Here is a 17,250-nt window from a genome sequence, read left to right on the forward strand (position 1 = left end):
AGATATGCCTTCTTTCAAAAGACATCTCCAAATTTTGTTATCCGCACTCATCCTGATCTCTTTAAGCGAGGTCCAAGCAGTTTACGATCGTCTCCCATTAAAAAGTTTGGAATATTCGGACACGAAGATCATTCGAGTCAGAGAAGAGATAAAATATAACCTTCAAATTTCAGTTTCCAACTTGGACCAAAAAGATCTGGTCCCTCTTAGATTCCTAGTCTATAAAGTTGGACCTAAGGATACTTTTTTTAAGATCATGGCCAGGACCGGAATGGACCTGGACACTCTTTCCTCCGTAAACGAATTAGCCTCTCCCCAAGACATTTACCCGGGGATGGAACTTTTGATCCCGAATATGAGAGGTGTTTACGACTCGGAAGAACATTCTCCCGACGAATCCGGACGCAAAAAAGTCGCGGCCCGTTTTCGGATCTCTCCCAAGTTCTTATACTATGATGACCTCAGAAAATCCTGGTTCGTTCCAGGAAGAGGATTACCGAAAGAAGAGAAAAACTTTTTTTACGGATTAGTTTTCTCCGATCCGTTAGCGGAAGAAGGAAGAGTCAGTTCCAAATTCGGAAGAAGAAAGGACCCTTTCACTAAAAAGGATACTTTTCACGGTGGCATCGACCTCGCGGCAGAAGAAGGAACACCTGTGTATGCATCTGCTGACGGAGAAGTTTCCTTTTCCGGAACAAGAGGAGGTTACGGGAGACTGATCATTTTAAAACACGGATTGGGTTACGAAACCAAGTATGGACATTTAAGCAAAGTATTGGTATCTCCAGGCACAAAGGTCAAAAAAGGACAGTTGATCGGAGAAGTCGGAATGACCGGAAGAGCCACCGGATTTCATTTACATTTTGAAGTGTTGAGAAATAGTTTGAGACAAAGGCCCGTATTTAAGGGTCATGTCTGATGTTCTATCGATCTATTTCTAATCCCTCTATCAGAATACTTTTCCCTTCTTTTTTTATTTTCCTGGTTTTCGGGATATTCATTCTATTTGGTTGGAACAAAACGGATCCGACCGACTACGAGCCGGACGATATCATCCGCCAAGAAGAAAGAGATATATTATTTATATCTAATGTAGTCAACGAAAAATCGCCTGTCGAAAAACCTTTCGGTCTTGCGGTGGATTCTAAAGGAGCCATTTATACGGGTTCTTCCGATGGAAATATCTACAAGATCAAAACCGACGGACAAACGGAACGATTTGCTAAAACTTCCGGAAGAGCGCTAGGAATTGTATTCGACGGAAAGGAAAATCTGGTCGCCTGCGTTTCCGGATTAGGTCTGGCATTTTACGATTCCAAAGGAAATGAAAATGTACTCCTCCGAGAAGATTCGGAAGGAAATCCATTAACTAACCTTTACGGTTTGGATATTGCCTCTGACGGAACAGTTTATTTTACCGAAGTCAGCCGAAAGTTTTCTTATGAAGATTCCTATTTGGAAGAATTGGAATCCAAACCTAACGGCAGAATTCTTTCCTACGATCCAAGGACCCAAGACGTAAAAACGATTTTAGAGGATCTTTATCATCCTACCGGGATCAGCTTGTCTTCTTCCGAAGATTTTTTAGTTTTTGGAGAAAAGTATAGGCATCGTGTTTCTCGCTTCTGGTTAAAAGGAAAGAAGGCCGGCAAGGACCAGTTCTTTATCACACATCTTCCCGGTAGTCCCGCTCTGATCAGTTCAGACTCTCAAAAAAATTTTTGGATCGCCTTATCTTCTCCCCGACATATCGCAATCGATAAGATACAAAATTTTCCGCTCTTAAAGAGAATACTCGCTTCTCTTCCGTTTTTCTTTAAGCCGATTGAAGGAGAATTAGCTTACGTTATTTCTATGGATGAAGAAGGAGATATTAGTCTTTCTTTGACAGATAATACGTCGGATAAATTGGGATCGGTTACTTCCGTTCTGCAGTACGGATCAGGACTTTTACTTGCGGGATTTTCTTCTCAGAAAATTTGGAAATGGAAGTTCGAGACTCTTGAGATGTTTTTCTAGAACCTATCTAAAAAAAAATACTCTAACCGGAATAGCTTGGAGTGAGTTCTTTTTGCCTGAAAGCGAAGCCAGGATGGCGAAGCGACCCGGAGCTCTGCACAGGATGTGCAGGCGAAGGGGAAGGCAAAAAGAACTCACTCCAAGAAACTATTACGGGTCTATTACAGGTTTTTGAAATAGACTCTAGCTAAAAACTGGAATTACATCGCTCCTAGCAATTCCCTGAACTTATCCAAAGAATATCGAGCGGCAAAGTCTCCGAATCTTTCGTTCGGGTTTCCTTCTTTTTTCCAAACTTCGAAAGCTTTCTCTAGTTGAATAGGAATGTCTGCGAACGGGACCTTCTTAGCAACATAGTCGCCGACTTTGGTTCCTTCCGGATTTCCTCCAAAAAATAAGGAGTATTTTCCTCCTGCTTGTTGACCAACGATCCCAATCTCTGCGGAATATGGTCTAGCACATCCGTTAGGGCATCCTGTCATTCTTACGATAGGAGCTCTGTCGTTCAGATCCAGCTTATCGATCACTTTTTGGATGGATTCCAGTAATTGTGGGAAGGTCCTTTCGGATTCGGTCAATGCAAGACCGCAAGTAGGAAGTGCAGGACATGCAAGTGCGCGATCGTACAAAGGTTTAGGAGAAGCAGGATTAATATTATATTCCTTTAATTTAGCTTCTAATTTATCCTTATCTTCTTTTTTAATACCCATCAAGACCAAATCCTGATCGGCAGTCACCTGCACACTAAGCTTGAAAGTGGAAATAATATCTTTCAAAGCGGTTTTTAAAGGTTTATAAGGAAAATCTTTAATCCTTCCCGAAAGAGTATGGAATCCCAATGCAAGAGTTCCATCCGCTCTTTCTGTCCAACCCAAATAATTCGGAGTTTCCCATTTAGGAAGTTTACGATCGAGATCGAATTTTGCACCGGATCTGCGTTCTACTTCGGAGCGGAACCATTCCACACCCTTATCAGCTAAAACGTATTTCAAACGAGCATGTTTACGATTTGTACGATCTCCGAAATCTCTATGAGAAGTTACGATACCTTCCGCAACGGAGATCAGGTCTTTTTCAGGGATCCAACCAAGCAAGTCAGCAGCTCTAGGATACGTATCCGCCTTATTGTGGGTCATTCCGAGTCCACCGCCAGCGAATACGAAATAACCGTCTATCTGACCGTTCGCATCTAAAGTGGCCGCGAATCCCATATCGTTGGTGTAAATATCGACGGAGTTATTGCCTGCAAGAGTCACAGCCACCTTGAACTTTCTAGGAAGATAAGTGGTTCCATAGATCGGATCAGGTTCGTCCTCTTTGTTTATCTGATTTTCACCTAACCAAAGTTCGGCGTAGGCGTTACTCTTATATTTAAAATGATCGGATAAAAGTTGAGCGATCGGGTCCAATTGGCTAAGCTCTTTGTTCCCCCAAGGGTTTAAAGCTTGAGTAACGTTACGCACAACGTCACCGCATGCCCCCATAGTGGAAAGATTCACTTTATGCACCGCCTGCATGATCGGTCTTAGATCCTTCAGAAGGATCGTATGCATCTGGATGGATTGCCTAGTCGTTAAACGTAAGGCACCTCCACCGAATTTATCGGCCAGATCGTCCCAGACCATGTATTGGTCCGAAGTAAGCCTTCCACCCGGGATCCTTCCTCGGATCATAAACGATGTAGGATTTTCGATAAATTCTCCAGCTTCGTCCTTTCTACGGTCTCTGTCCTTCTGCTGGTACATTCCGTGGAATTTGATCAATTGTTTGTCGTCATCCTCGAATCCGTCTGCTCCTGTTTCGATAGCAGTACCGATCTTTCCTCTTAGTCCCCTAGAGGCGGTTTTGATATGCTCGACTTCGCTAAGTTCTTTTTCTTCTGACATCGATCGTATTCGTCCTTTTGGATTAGCTTCCTATTATTTCGTATCCGTTGATAAGTATTTTTCTTTAAACTCGCTCAGCAAAAATTTGAGAGCCGTTTTTCTTTCTTCCGGATCGCCTAGTTTACGTTTGCTCAAATTACGGATTTCTAATAAGTTTTCCAATTCTTGGTCATGGTCCTTTGGAAGGATCTCTTCTAGAATGGTGCGAATGGTCCCGGCAAGTCCGGCGAACCCTCCTTGGGTGGAAACCGCCACACGGACCGGTCCCCTATCAAAATATGCGGAAGAATAAAAATCACAAAGTGAAGGATCGTCCGCACAATTGATCCAGATCTTTTTTTGTTTGGCATATTCCACAAGATCACGATTGGTTTGCCTATCGTTTGTGGCGGAATATACCAGATCGAAACCGTCCAGATCGGACACCTGCACTTCTCTTGTTTCCATTTTTGCTTCTTTTACGGAGGAAAGCAAACGAACAGTTTCCGATTTGAATTCTTTAGAGATAACTGTGAGTAGGCAGCCTGTGTCTTTCAAGTGTTGCAGTTTTTCGAGAGCAACGTTTCCTCCGCCTACTACTAACACTTTTTTATTTTCTAATTTTATAAATACTGGAAGAAGTTGGTTCATACTTCTTCTCCTTGAGAGGCAAATCCCCGAAGATCTAGTCCAGGGGTTTCTCCGATCAGATGAACTACGGGACCTATATAGATAATTCCAGGCCCGGAACTTTGTTTGGATAAACCTTCTTCGAGAATTCTACCCAAATTTGTCACCGTTGTCTTCTGATTTTTTAAACTTGCGTTTTCTACCAAAGCAACCGGAAGAAGTGAAGAAGCCCCGTTATCGATCAATTTTTTAGTGATCTGTACAATGGACGAAGTTCCCATAAACAGAGCGATCGTGCCCTTGAAATCCGCGAACCATTTCCAATCGGTGTTTTCTTGCAAAACGGTATGACCGTCCATGACCAGAACCTGTCTAGACAGTCCTCTATGTGTAAGAGGAAATCCTGCTCCGGAAGATCCCGCACTTAATGCACTAACGCCAGGGATGATCTCGTACGGAATTTTATGTTTTCTTAAAGTGAGTAATTCTTCTCCGCCTCTACCGAATACGAAAGGATCTCCTCCCTTCAAACGAACAACGGATTTTCCTTGGAGAGAATATCGAACGATCAGGTCTTGGATCTCTTCTTGGGTAGCGGAATGTTGGCCTGCCCTTTTGCCCACATAATGAACGATAGAAGTAGAAGGGAAATATTCCAAAAAGGAAGAATCCAATAATGCGTCGTACAAAATTACTTCCGCTTTTTCTAATATTCTGAGGGCCTTTAAGGTCATTAGTTCCGGATTTCCGGGACCTGCACCCACCAAATATACTTTTCCCACTTCGGTATTCATTAAATTAGATCAATAGGCTCCTACGATCATCCCGGCGCCCACGGTATTATTGGTACCTTCGTCCACTAAAACAAAACTTCCTGTTCCCCGATTTTCCGAATAACTATCGAACGCTATCGGTTTGGCAGTTCTGATCTTTATCCTTCCGATCTCGTTCAAAGCAAGTTGAGAAGATTCTAATTTTTCGTGGGTTTGGATATCTATTCTAAAGGAAATTTCTTTGACCGCGGATTTTACGGAACCTGTGGTCTGTCTTAAAAGATATTTGTTTCCAGGCACTAATGACTTAGCATCCATCCAACAAAGTTCCGCTTCTATATCCTGAGATACAGTCGGCTGATGTTTATCGGTTACGATCATATCCCCACGACTAATATCTATTTCATCTTCCAAAAGGATCGTAACGGACATAGGAGCAAAAGCTTCTTCAACTTCGCTTTCATACGTATGAATGGATTTGATCTTAGAACGTAATCCGCTCGGAAGAACTACGATATCGTCTCCCTTTTTAAAAACTCCACTTCTGACCTGGCCTGCATATCCTCTGTAATCATGATGCTCTTCCGTTTGAGGACGGATCACATACTGTACAGGAAATCTAGGCTCGTGTTTGGTCTCATCCACTTCGATCTCTAGATCTTCTAAATAACCCAGAAGTGTTTTCCCTTTCCACCAGGTCATATTGGGAGAAGTATCTACGACATTATCCCCGTTCAGAGCGGAAATCGGTATGAATTCCAATCCTTTAAATTCCAGGTCGGAGGCGAAGTTTTTATAATCTTTCACGATCTCATCGAAACGTTCTTTGGAAAAATCCACCAAGTCCATCTTGTTCACACAGATAACTACATGAGGGATTTTTAATAGAGAGGCGATATAAGAATGTCTGTAAGTCTGTTCGATCACTCCCTTACGAGCGTCTATCAGAATGATGGCAAGTTCCGAGTTGGAAGCGCCGGTCACCATATTGCGAGTATACTGGATATGCCCTGGAGCATCCGCGATAATAAACTTTCTTTTGGGAGTGGAGAAGTACTTATAGGCCACATCGATCGTGATCCCTTGCTCTCTCTCCGCTTTTAGTCCGTCTGTCAAAAGAGCCAAATTGATCTGACCGTTTACTTGTCCGGTCCTTTCGATCGCTTCCAACTGATCTTGGAATACGGATTTACTATCATACAAAAGACGACCGATCAAAGTGGATTTCCCGTCGTCTACACTTCCCGCAGTAATAAAACGTAATAGGTCCATCAGAAGTAACCGCCTCTTTTACGTTCTTCCATTGCAGCTTCCGAACGTTTGTCATCCAATCTGGATCCTCTTTCCGTAGTTCTGGAAGTTTGGATCTCACGAATGATATCATCCAATGAATTCGCCTCGGATTCCACCGCCGCTGTGCAGGTCATATCGCCAACAGTCCTGAAACGTACGGTTTTTTCTTCCACCTTATCGGAAGAATCAAGAGTTACGAATTCCGAAACAGGAAACACAACATTCTCTCTCCAAACGATCTGTCTTCTATGAGAGAAATACAATGAAGGAAGAGGAATATTCTCGGCTTTAATATATTCCCAAACATCCAACTCGGTCCAGTTACTGATAGGGAAAACTCTTACGTTTTCTCCTACATGGATCTTTCCGTTATAAATATTCCAAAGTTCAGGTCTTTGTAGTTTAGGGTCCCAACTTCCAAATTCGTCTCGTACGGAGAATACTCTTTCTTTTGCACGGGCTTTTTCTTCGTCCCTTCTCGCTCCGCCTATACATGCGTCAAATTTGAATTCTTCGATCGTATCTAATAAAGTAACGGTTTGGATCGCATTCCTACTCGGGAATTTTCCTTTTTCTTCCACTGCTTTTCCCTGGTCTATGGAATCCTGAACGTATCTAACGATCAGTTTTTCTCCGATACGGTTCGCGAGATCATCACGAAATTGTAATGCTTCCGGAAAGTTATGACCGGTATCGATATGTACCAATGGAAACGGGAACTTTCCCGGACGAAAAGCTTTCAGTGCGAGATGCACCAAAGTGATCGAATCCTTTCCTCCCGAAAATAAAAGCGCAGGTCTCTCGAATTGGGCGGCAACTTCCCGAAGTATATAAATGGATTCCGCCTCTAGTTGTTGGAGATGCGACAATCGAGTTCTAGTCGTCATACTTCTGATCCTTTTTTTCTTACCAATTTTCCATCCACCCAATGCAGTCCGCATTCTTTCGTGGATTCATTTTCCCACCACCAGCGCCCGGCTCTGAAATCTTCGCCAGGCATGATCGCTCTTGTACAAGGAGCGCATCCGATACTGGGATATCCCTTATCGTGAAGAGGATTGTACGGAATATTTTTGTCTTGGACGTACTGTTGCACATCCTCCCAAGACCAATCCAGAATAGGATGGAATTTCAAAATATCCCTTCCGGTATCCAACTCCACTTTGGTTAAATTTTCTCTGGAACCGGATTGGTCGTTTCGAATTCCGGTGATCCAAATTTTAGCTCCCTTTAAAGCTCTGTTCAAAGGGACAACTTTACGAATATGACAACATTCTTTTCTATTTTCTATGGAATCGTAGAACGAATCCGGACCTTTCTCATTGATCAGATCTTCCACCGCTTGTGCATCCGGGAAGAATGTTTGAATACGTTTCCCGTACATCCCATTCGTACGCTTATGAAGTTCGTAAGTTTCGGTAAACAATCTACCGGTATCCAATGTAAAGATACGAATGTCCAAATTTTGGGAATAGATTGCGTGAGTGATTACTTGATCTTCCAGACCAAAGCTGGTCGAAAACACCGCCTGCCCAGGAAAATCCCGGGAAATTTTCGCCAAAGAATTTTCTAAGCTCAAACCTTCTAATTTTGCTTCCAAATCGGATGGACTCATCGAAATCGAACCTTTTTATATTGGACGCACCCAAATTAAGGCTGACCAATATAATGTACCAAAATTTTATATATTGGATTATTTGTAAAGTATAGTTGATGCTATATTACAAGGTTCCCACCGGAGTCGGTACAGAATAGAGAATTTTTATCGGATCAACAAAATCTCCTTATATGCTTAAAAAATTCTAAATCTCTGCCGAATTTACCGCCCTGTAATAATCCTTTAAATCGAAACTTTTAATTATGTCCCAAAAAAAGGGAAGGATAAGCTTTCATCTGACTAAGCTTGGAATGGTACTTTGCAATAATGAATAGGCGGAAGAAGGATTGGAAGAAGATAGAAAGCTTCTTCATTGCCTTTCTCAAGATTTGGATCTTTCCTAATATCAAAAAATCCATCTAAATATTTTGGAAACTCATCCATCTATCTAATTATACTTTGTCAAAAAACATAACGATCCGACGGCTAAGCACGTCTAACTCCTCGTATTCGATTTAGACCGGAGAGTTTCATTTATTATTGGATTCGTTCCATTTAAAATTCAGAAGAAAGAATCGGAATTGACATTAATCATAACTGAACATCGGTCTAATATTCATTTTTTATAACTTTCTTTTTAGTCGTTGAGAAGGTATGATATACTTGGTGTAATTGACGAATTACATATCATCAGGAATTTTGGATAAAGATGGGAACTATAAATAAAAAAAATATACTAGAGATATTCTCCCGTTATTCCGTCTGGGTTCTGCCTGTAGTAATACTAGTTTCAGATTTTATTGTTAGAGATGAAATATTACCCACATTCAAACCTTTACAGTGGGCGTTCTATTTCCTTTCATTCGTATATTCCGTTATTCTCTATTCTGCAGCGATCATTCTTCTCAGAATATTATACAAACGAAGATCGAAGCTTGCATTCAATATCGTATTCTTTCTGATCCTATCTTTTTATACGGGAACATTATTAGGTTCGTACGGTTATTACGCGTATACGGGCATCATGCCTAATTTTTTCGTATTCTCTTTTATATTCCATGAACCTTTGAACAGTTGGACGATCGTGCAGGGGGGATTTACCAAATCTTCTTTGATTTTCGGACTTCTCTCTTTTATCGTTTTAGGCGCTTCTCTTTGGTTTACCGCGACTAAAGAACCTTTAAGATACAAATTCCAAGTACCTGTTAGAATAGCAGTAGTGGTCTTATTCTTAACAATCAGTGGTTTCCTACATAATAATACCAGATTTAACGACCAAGTATATGTTTCGGATACCAATACGATCGCGTTCGTTTGGAGGAACTTATACAATCACCTAACAGGCGATAGTTTAGGATCCGCAGGTTTACAGTCTAGGAACAAACCTAGGCTCACTCAAATCGTTTCCAGTCCGGGATTTAATGTTCTTTTCGTAGTAACTGAAAGTTTAAGAAAAGGAAGTTTGGGAGTTTACGGTTACGAAAGAAACACCACTCCTTTCATGTCAAAATTCGCCCAAACTGCGGACAGAAACCGATACTTCTTATTCAAAAAGGCGTATTCCAATTCCAGCTCAACCCTTCTCTCTTTTCCGAGTTTACTGACCGGAGTTTCTCCAGCACAACCGGTGCCAATGACACATACGTATCCTTTGTTTTGGGAGTATGGGAAATCCGCCGGGCTTTCAACGTTTTATATAACAAGCCATAACCTTCAGTGGAATAACTTCGAAGGATTTTTCAAAAACTCAGGGATCGATTTCCTTTGGGATAAAGAAAGAAGCGGGTTAAATGTATTTAACGATATAGGGATCGATGATAGGGAAACGGTCAAAGAATTCAAAAGACATTTGTCCGGATTAAAAACTTCGGATAAAAGATTCGCGGGAGTTCTGCACCTCAACACGAATCATTTTCCATATATAGTACCGGAGGAGTCCAAGTTCTTCCCAGTCGACTCAGTACCTGACCAATACGATAATTCCGTCCGACATCTTGATAGCCTTCTTGAGGATGTGTACACTTATCTAAAAAAAGAAGGGTTTTTGGAAAATACGGTAGTGATCTTCACGTCCGATCACGGAGAATCCCTTTTCGAGCATGACTACCTGGGGCATATAGATAGCAACTATGTGGAAACCGTTTCCATTCCGATGCTGTTATATATTCCGGATTCCCTAAAAGAATCCGTAAACCTGCAAGCGATAAGAAGAAATACGGAAAAACCCGTGGCAAACACGGATTTGATCCCGACTTTTATAGATATTTTGAATCTGGAAAACAATCCTGCGATCAAAAGGTATTCCGCAAACTTGGAAGGTAGGTCCTTACTCAGAGATATTTATGGGGACCGTAGGATTATCATTACCAATAATAACGAGATCTCTTTGTATAAAGTCGGGATCAGTTATATAAAGGGAAATTATCATTATATAATGAATCTCAATTCTAATCCTTCCAAAGAACGTCTATTCGATCTTTCTAAAGATCCGAAAGAGTTAAAGGATCTTTGGGTGGAAGCAAGTGAAGAGAATAAGATCCATTTTAGAGAAGTGGTAAAAGACTGCGGAGTCTGTGTGGAATTATTTATATCCCAAGATCTACCATACCAAACTTCGGAAGCAGATCTGGAAACTGCGGAACTAAAAAGAAATTCCCCTAAACCGGCTACATTCTGATCAAACCTTAGAACTTTCGGAAGAAGGTCTATATTCTTTCCAAAACTTATCGAGATCTTCTTTATTTTCCGGCTTAGTATGCCAACGTCTATGCAACCAGAAATAATCTCCCGGATGTTTGTAGACTTCTTCTTCCAAACGTTTTACCCATTTGTAAGTGAATTCTCTCTCCCAAAGTTCCGGGTCTTTTCTCGGGTCCAAATTCGGTCTTTCGAATTCTTCCACATAAAAATATAATTTTCCGGCCTTATCATACCAACTACTGCAGAATATGATAGGCACATCTGTCATTCTGGAGAAAGTTGCCGGTCCTAAGAATGTGGAAGCCAGGTTTCCTAAAAAAGGAAAGAAGGATCCCGTTTTGCCCGCGTCCTGATCCGAGATAAAAGCGACTAACTTTCCTTGTTTTAAAAGAGTTAAGGCCTTTCTAGGGCTTTCATCCGTATAAACCAACTTGATCCTTTGGGATGCTCTGTTCCGTTCGATCCAAGCGTTCGACCAAGGATTAGATTGCCTTTTTGCAAAAACGTACAGATCGTTTTTAGGAGCGGTATAGCAGATAGAAACCCCCATTGTTTCCCAGTTACCTAAATGGCCTAAAACCAAGATCCCACCTTTCTCAAATAAGCGAGTATGAGTTTTTTTATCCGGCAGGAAAGTCACCCATTGATCTATGAATTTTCTGTCCATTCTCGGTTCTTCACAGAACTCATTTGCCATATGGGAGAGATTTCTGAGGTTATGAAGAATGTATTTTTGTATCTCGGAATCCGACTTTTGAGGAAACGCGGTCCGTATATGTCTTTCGATCCTTTTTTTAACGGCGCCTGTCGTTCTGGCTAGGAACTGAATGATATAAAATAGGATCTTTCCCCTTAGAACATAAGGAAAAATGGAAAGAGTACCTACTAATACTCTCGCGAAAACATACTGTAGGAATTTTTTGACTTTCTGTCTTTCTCTTCTGGGTTTAGGATTTCCCATAATTATGATCCCATGTTTAAGACCGGTCCGAAGACCACCCGATGTATTCTAAATTTTAAGACCTTCTTCAATTCTAAAATAAAAAAACGAATCGATTGAATACTGAAAAAGGAAAAGAAACCATGGTCGGGTCTAATTTTCCAGGACTTTGTCCCGATTAGAATGAAAAGGTCGATTTATATGCCCTTCAATTTTATAACCAATAGAATCGAAAAACCGAAAAGGATTTCTTGGATCTTCGTATTAGTTCTGTTCTCCGGTATATTCTTATTCTCGGGTGGAATCGGATTTGCCGCTCCCAAAACCGATCTAAAGGAAACTCCAGGCAAAGGTTTTAAATTTCCCCAGGATCATTTTTTCCATAAAGGATATAGAGTGGAATGGTGTTATTTCATAGGTATACTGGATACGGAAGAAGGAAAAGAGTTAGGATATGAGTTAAGCTTCTTCCGAGCTTATCTAGGACCGAAAGTCGCATTATATCCTGTACATTTTGCGATCTCCGATCTAGAAGACGAAAAGCACAAAATTTCCCAAACCATCGAAAGAGAATTAGGTGGAGTTGCCGGACAAGACAAAACCAATCTATGGAGTGGGGACTATCGAATGGAAGTCATCGGCCCTGCGGATTTTAGGATCACTGCATTTCCTAGGACGGAATCAGGCTTCGGTTTGGAACTAGAACTCAGCACCAAACCTAAAAACATACTAATACACGGCAAAAACGGAAAATCATTCAAGAGCAGAAAGAATCCTAAATTTTTCTCTTATTACTATAGTATTCCTCGTTTAGAGACCAAAGGTTCCCTCTATTTAGAAGGAAAAGAATATCATGTCAAATCAGGGACAAGTTGGATGGACCATGAATGGAGTAGTCCGGAAGGTACGGACGCTGCGTTCGATCTTTCCTCGAAGGACATTTCCTGGGATTGGATCTGCATTCAAATGGAAGATGGCTCCGATATTATGGCATTCAATTTTAAGAATCGATCGGGAGATATTGAAACCTTCGGTACTTATCGTTCTCCGGACGGAAAAGTGACTTCTTTAGAAAATGAGAACGATCTGAAATTTATTCCGGAGGACAAGGCCTGGAAAAGCGACCAAACAGGAAATTCCTACAAATTACGATGGAAATTAATTTCCGAACGATTTAATTTGAATATCTCGCCTAGATTCGAGGAGCAGGAGTTTGATGCAAGATCTAGCACCGGACTCATTTATTGGGAGGGTGCGGTCAAAGTCGGCGGAGAGATCGAAGGAAGATCCGTAAAAGGAAAAGGTTACCTAGAGCTAAAACCTTTCCGTTAATTGCCAAACCGGCCGGAGAAAAAACCTTTATCCCTGGCAATCGGTATGGAAAATTGTTCGATGCCCGAGGCGGGTTGCGATATATAACGAACTTTAATCCGAATGAGAAATTATTTTTTAAAAAGGATCCTGCTGATCGTTCCTACTATTCTCGGAATCACATTCCTAGTATTTATTTTATCCCACTTGGCTCCAGGTGGACCCTTAGAACGAGAGATCGCTAAATTAAGAGGTTACGGCAACGAAGACGGGGCCAGATCTTCTTTGATCAATAACGAAGAAATAGAGATCCTAAAGCAAAAGTTACGTCTGGATAAACCGCTCCCGATTGCTTACTTATATTGGTTATGGGACGTGGCGAGTTTGGATCTGGGAGAATCCCGGTTACATTCTCGGCCTGTGAATGAACTTATCTTCGAAAAAATTCCCGTTTCTCTCACTTTCGGTCTTTCCGGATTTTTACTTTCTTATTTGATATGTATTCCATTAGGAATTCGTAAAGCGATCCAAAGCGGACAACCGTTTGATAGCGGTACCAGCATCGTAATTTTGATCGCATACTCCATCCCCGTATTCGCCCTTTCCATGTTGTTATTATATTTGTTCTCTTCCGGAGAGGTATTTTCCGTCTTTCCATTAGGTCACGAATATTCGGATAATTACGAAGACCTAGACTTTTTAGAAAAGATCATGGATAGAGCAGAGCATATGTTCTTACCGGTACTATGTTACGTTTCCGGTTCCTTTGCAATGCTTACTCTTTTGATGAAAAACTCACTTTTGGATCAGATCTCTAAGGATTATGTTCGGACTGCAATTTCCAAAGGTTTATCTTTTAAAGATGCTATTTACAAACATGCTTTTAGGAACAGTTTGATCCCGATCGCCACCGGATTCGGTTCCAATCTAAGTTTAGTCCTAGCGGGATCTCTAATCATCGAGTTGGTATTCAGTATAGACGGGATCGGGCTACTCAGTTTTCAAGCGGTTACGGAAAGAGATACCAATCTGATGATGGGACTTTTGCTGATCCAAAGTTTTCTTTCATTGATCGGAAATATCCTTTCCGATCTTTGTTACGTTATTATCGACCCTAGGATCAATTTCGAAACATGAACTCTCTCGCTAAAAGAAGATTCGAAAAATTCAGATCCAATACAAAAGCATGGATCTCTCTTTGGATATTAGGAACCTCTTATATCATTTCCCTATTCGCGCCGATACTTGCAAATAATCAACCTTGGATCGTTTCGTACGAAAATTCTTGGAAGTTCCCCATCTTCTTTCGTTATACCGATAAGGATTTCGGAGGATCGGAGTACTCTCCTATAAATTATAAAAAACTAAAATTGCGGGATGATTTCGCGGAGAGTAATGATAACTGGATCTTATTTCCTCCTGTTCCTTACGGATATAACGAAGATAATTTAGAAACTATCGAAGACGACGAAAATCCACCTTCTTCTCCTAGTTTAAAACATTGGCTCGGTACGGACGATAGAGGAAGAGACGTATTCACACGGATCTTTTACGCCTACAGAAATTCCATGAGTTTCGGACTGATACTAGTAATTATAGAATTTATCTTCGGAACGATCGTAGGCGGGATCCAAGGATATTACGGAAAAAGAACGGATATCATTTTACAGAGGATAATCGAAATCTTATCCGCAATTCCCTTTTTATATTTGATACTGATCATGGGCTCTTTTTTCGGAAGGGGATTTATCGTATTAGGGATCACTTATTCCGCATTGAGCTGGATAGGCATCAGCATGTATATGAGGGGAGAATTTTACAGATCCAAGTCCCTGACTTATGTAGATGCGGCTAAAGCGTTAGGCGCTAGCTCTTGGAGTATTATGAAAAATCATATTCTCCCGAATGCGATCACTCCACTGGTTACCTTCTTACCTTTTGCACTTATCAGTGCGATCTCTATCTTAAGCGCTTTGGACTTCTTAGGTTATGGGATCCCGGCGCCCAATCCGTCTTGGGGAGAAATGATCAGCCAAGGAAGGGATAATCTCAGAGCTTGGTGGTTGATCACTTTTCCTTCTTTGTCATTGGCTGCGACCATTCTTCTTTCTTCATTTATAGGAGAAGGGATACGTGATTCTTTTGATTCTAAGGAGAAGGTAACGTACGAATGAATTCGGAAGCGATTCTCCAAATATCCAACCTAAATCTGGAACTTTCCAAAGCAGGCAGGTTTGTACCGTTATTAGAAGATATCAATTTCGAGATCCGTAAAGGAGAAGTTCTAGCACTCGTTGGTGAATCGGGTTGTGGAAAATCTGTCTGTGCCGCTGCGATCACTAAATTACTTCCTCGTGAATCGTTTAGATATGCGGACGGAAAGGTCCTATTCCAAGGAACGGATCTTCTTCGAACCGACCCCGAAACTTTAAGAAAGGTCCGAGGAAAAAAAATCTCGTATGTTTTTCAGGAACCTTTCTCCGCTTTAAATCCTTTGAGTAAAATAAAGGACCAAATGACGGAAGGATTTTTAGAACACGGACTCGGGACCCGTAAAGAAGCCGAAGATAAGGCCGAATATCTCCTTGGAGCGGTAGGAATTACCGACATAAAATTAAGGATGAATTGTTATCCTCATCAGTTGAGCGGTGGGATCTTACAAAGGGTTGGGATCGGAATGGCACTGATGTGTGATCCTGAACTTTTGATCGCAGATGAGCCTACTTCGGCTTTGGATGTTACAGTCCAAGCGCAGTTGGTGGAACTCCTACTAAAACTTAAGGAAAGGATGAACTTATCCGTTTTATTTATCTCCCACGATTTCGGTTTGGTCAGCCATATCGCCGACAGGATTTGCGTATTGTACGCAGGAAGGATCGTAGAACTTGGAACAGTGGATCAAGTTTTAGACCAACCGAACCATCCATATACGAAGGATCTTTTGGATTCTTTGCCTTCTCATTTCTCCCGGACCGGTGTTTTTAAACCGATTGAAGGAAGATTACCTTCTCCCGGAGATTATCCTATAGGTTGTCACTATTCGGAAAGATGTGATTTCGTGTTCTCGCCTTGCAAGACCGCAAAACCTAGATTAAATAATATGAATGGAACGGGTCATTTTTCCGCATGCTTCTTAAATGAGAAAGAGGAGCTTACTCGATGAAACTTTTAGAGATAAAAGATCTGAACGTAAGTTACGGAAAAGAAGGTTTCTTTGGCGTCAGAAAATCAGTCATTAAAGCTGTAGAAGACGTAAACCTGGAAATGGAAGAAGGGGAGACATTCAGCCTAGTAGGAGAGTCAGGTTGCGGAAAATCCACATTAGGAAGAGCGATACTGAAACTGCTAAAAACGGATTCAGGTTACATATTTTTCAAAGGAAAAGAGATCTTAGAGCTTAAAGACAAAGAATTTTTACCTCTCAGAAAACAAATCCAGATCGTATTCCAAGATCCTTATTCTTCTTTAAATCCAAGAAGGAATATTAAGGAAATATTGACCGAGGGACTTTTTATTCACGAAAATTATACGGATAAGCAAGCGGAAAAGGAAGCTTCGGAAATTTTAGAAAAAGTAGGACTTTCTCCCGAGATCTTGAACAGATATCCTCACGAATTTTCCGGAGGGCAAAGACAAAGGATTGCGATTGCAAGAGCACTTATCCTTAAACCTGAATTTATACTTTTCGACGAAGCTGTATCCGCTTTAGACGTATCCAACCAAGCTCAGGTACTTCTTCTATTACAAAAACTAAAAGCGGATTTCGGACTTTCTTACCTTTTCATTTCTCACGATCTAGGTATCGTAAAATCCATCTCGGACAAGATCGCAGTCATGTACCTGGGAAAGATCGTGGAAGTTGGTACAAAGCCTCAGATCGTGGATAAACCTTCCCATCCCTATACGAAAGCTTTATTCGGAGCTATATTCGAAGTAGAGAATCGTAAGACCCGAAAAACACCTCTACAAGGAGAGGTACCTAGTATATTAAATAAACCTAAAGGATGTCATTTCCACACTCGTTGTCCTATCGCAAAAGAGATCTGTTCCGAAAAGGCCCCCGAATGGAAAGATCTAGGTGAAGGTCATAAGTCCTATTGTCATTTTCCGGAAGGAAAATAA

At 41.2% G+C, this 17,250-nt stretch carries 15 protein-coding genes; 8 read left to right on the top strand and 7 right to left on the bottom strand.

The features are described 5' to 3' along the window. Positions 1-4: 4 nt before the first annotated feature. Together AB3N61_RS16485 and AB3N61_RS16490 are read left to right on the top strand one after the other, a co-directional pair. Positions 5-919, top strand: a complete 915-nt coding sequence (locus AB3N61_RS16485) for a peptidoglycan DD-metalloendopeptidase family protein (RefSeq protein ID WP_020769215.1) — start codon at positions 5-7, stop codon at positions 917-919. Beyond that, a complete protein-coding gene (locus tag AB3N61_RS16490) occupies positions 919-2,019 on the top strand; it encodes an SMP-30/gluconolactonase/LRE family protein (protein ID WP_367898119.1) in 1,101 nt (366 codons plus the stop codon). Before AB3N61_RS16485 ends, AB3N61_RS16490 begins: the two co-directional genes overlap by 1 nt. 200 nt (positions 2,020-2,219) lie before the next feature. On the opposite strand, the gene AB3N61_RS16495 is transcribed toward AB3N61_RS16490, so the two are convergent. Genes AB3N61_RS16495 through AB3N61_RS16520 form a run of 6 tightly spaced genes read right to left on the bottom strand, consistent with a single transcriptional unit; the run spans position 2,220 to position 8,195 of the window. Next, the gene (locus AB3N61_RS16495; protein WP_367898120.1) at positions 2,220-3,905 is read right to left on the bottom strand and encodes an NADPH-dependent assimilatory sulfite reductase hemoprotein subunit; all 1,686 of its coding nucleotides are present in this window, start codon (positions 3,903-3,905) and stop codon (positions 2,220-2,222) included. A gap of 33 nt (positions 3,906-3,938) precedes the next feature. After that, positions 3,939-4,535 (bottom strand): bifunctional precorrin-2 dehydrogenase/sirohydrochlorin ferrochelatase, encoded by a 597-nt coding sequence (locus tag AB3N61_RS16500; protein ID WP_367898121.1) that lies wholly within the window; start codon positions 4,533-4,535, stop codon positions 3,939-3,941. Further along, positions 4,532-5,308 carry a uroporphyrinogen-III C-methyltransferase gene (gene cobA, locus AB3N61_RS16505; protein WP_367898122.1) on the bottom strand — a complete coding sequence of 259 codons (777 nt, stop codon included), beginning with the start codon at positions 5,306-5,308 and terminating at the stop codon, positions 4,532-4,534. The genes AB3N61_RS16500 and cobA overlap by 4 nt, the downstream gene beginning before the upstream one ends. 9 nt (positions 5,309-5,317) lie before the next feature. After that, positions 5,318-6,559, bottom strand: coding sequence for a sulfate adenylyltransferase subunit 1 (locus tag AB3N61_RS16510; RefSeq protein ID WP_367898123.1), 1,242 nt, complete (start codon positions 6,557-6,559; stop codon positions 5,318-5,320). Then, positions 6,559-7,467, bottom strand: coding sequence for a sulfate adenylyltransferase subunit CysD (cysD, locus tag AB3N61_RS16515; protein WP_020769398.1), 909 nt, complete (start codon positions 7,465-7,467; stop codon positions 6,559-6,561). The genes AB3N61_RS16510 and cysD overlap by 1 nt, the downstream gene beginning before the upstream one ends. Then, positions 7,464-8,195 carry a phosphoadenylyl-sulfate reductase gene (locus AB3N61_RS16520; RefSeq protein ID WP_020769316.1) on the bottom strand — a complete coding sequence of 244 codons (732 nt, stop codon included), beginning with the start codon at positions 8,193-8,195 and terminating at the stop codon, positions 7,464-7,466. The genes cysD and AB3N61_RS16520 overlap by 4 nt, the downstream gene beginning before the upstream one ends. Positions 8,196-8,886: 691 nt before the next feature. On the opposite strand from AB3N61_RS16520, the gene AB3N61_RS16525 reads away from it, so the two are divergent. Then, positions 8,887-10,854, top strand: coding sequence for a phosphoethanolamine transferase (locus tag AB3N61_RS16525; RefSeq protein WP_367898124.1), 1,968 nt, complete (start codon positions 8,887-8,889; stop codon positions 10,852-10,854). Here AB3N61_RS16525 and AB3N61_RS16530 read toward each other — a convergent pair whose 3' ends face one another. Continuing rightward, entirely contained in the window at positions 10,855-11,838 is a 984-nt protein-coding gene (locus tag AB3N61_RS16530; RefSeq protein WP_020769418.1) for a lysophospholipid acyltransferase family protein, read from the bottom strand. Positions 11,839-12,018: 180 nt separating this feature from the next. Between AB3N61_RS16530 and AB3N61_RS16535 the strand changes: the two genes are divergently transcribed. The 5 genes from AB3N61_RS16535 to AB3N61_RS16555 all read left to right on the top strand — a co-directional run bounded on the left by AB3N61_RS16535 (position 12,019) and on the right by AB3N61_RS16555 (position 17,250). Beyond that, positions 12,019-13,149 carry a lipocalin-like domain-containing protein gene (locus AB3N61_RS16535; RefSeq protein WP_020769318.1) on the top strand — a complete coding sequence of 377 codons (1,131 nt, stop codon included), beginning with the start codon at positions 12,019-12,021 and terminating at the stop codon, positions 13,147-13,149. Between the two features lie 102 nt (positions 13,150-13,251). Further along, positions 13,252-14,265 carry an ABC transporter permease subunit gene (locus AB3N61_RS16540; RefSeq protein WP_367898125.1) on the top strand — a complete coding sequence of 338 codons (1,014 nt, stop codon included), beginning with the start codon at positions 13,252-13,254 and terminating at the stop codon, positions 14,263-14,265. Beyond that, entirely contained in the window at positions 14,262-15,302 is a 1,041-nt protein-coding gene (locus AB3N61_RS16545) for an ABC transporter permease subunit (RefSeq protein ID WP_367898126.1), read from the top strand. Before AB3N61_RS16540 ends, AB3N61_RS16545 begins: the two co-directional genes overlap by 4 nt. Then, on the top strand, positions 15,299-16,291 hold the full coding sequence (locus tag AB3N61_RS16550) for an ABC transporter ATP-binding protein (protein ID WP_020769192.1): 993 nt from the start codon (positions 15,299-15,301) through the stop codon (positions 16,289-16,291). Before AB3N61_RS16545 ends, AB3N61_RS16550 begins: the two co-directional genes overlap by 4 nt. Further along, positions 16,288-17,250 (top strand): ABC transporter ATP-binding protein, encoded by a 963-nt coding sequence (locus AB3N61_RS16555; RefSeq protein WP_020769410.1) that lies wholly within the window; start codon positions 16,288-16,290, stop codon positions 17,248-17,250. Before AB3N61_RS16550 ends, AB3N61_RS16555 begins: the two co-directional genes overlap by 4 nt.

Origin of the sequence: Leptospira sp. WS58.C1 (assembly GCF_040833995.1) — a bacterium.
Lineage (GTDB): Bacteria > Spirochaetota > Leptospiria > Leptospirales > Leptospiraceae > Leptospira_B > Leptospira_B cinconiae.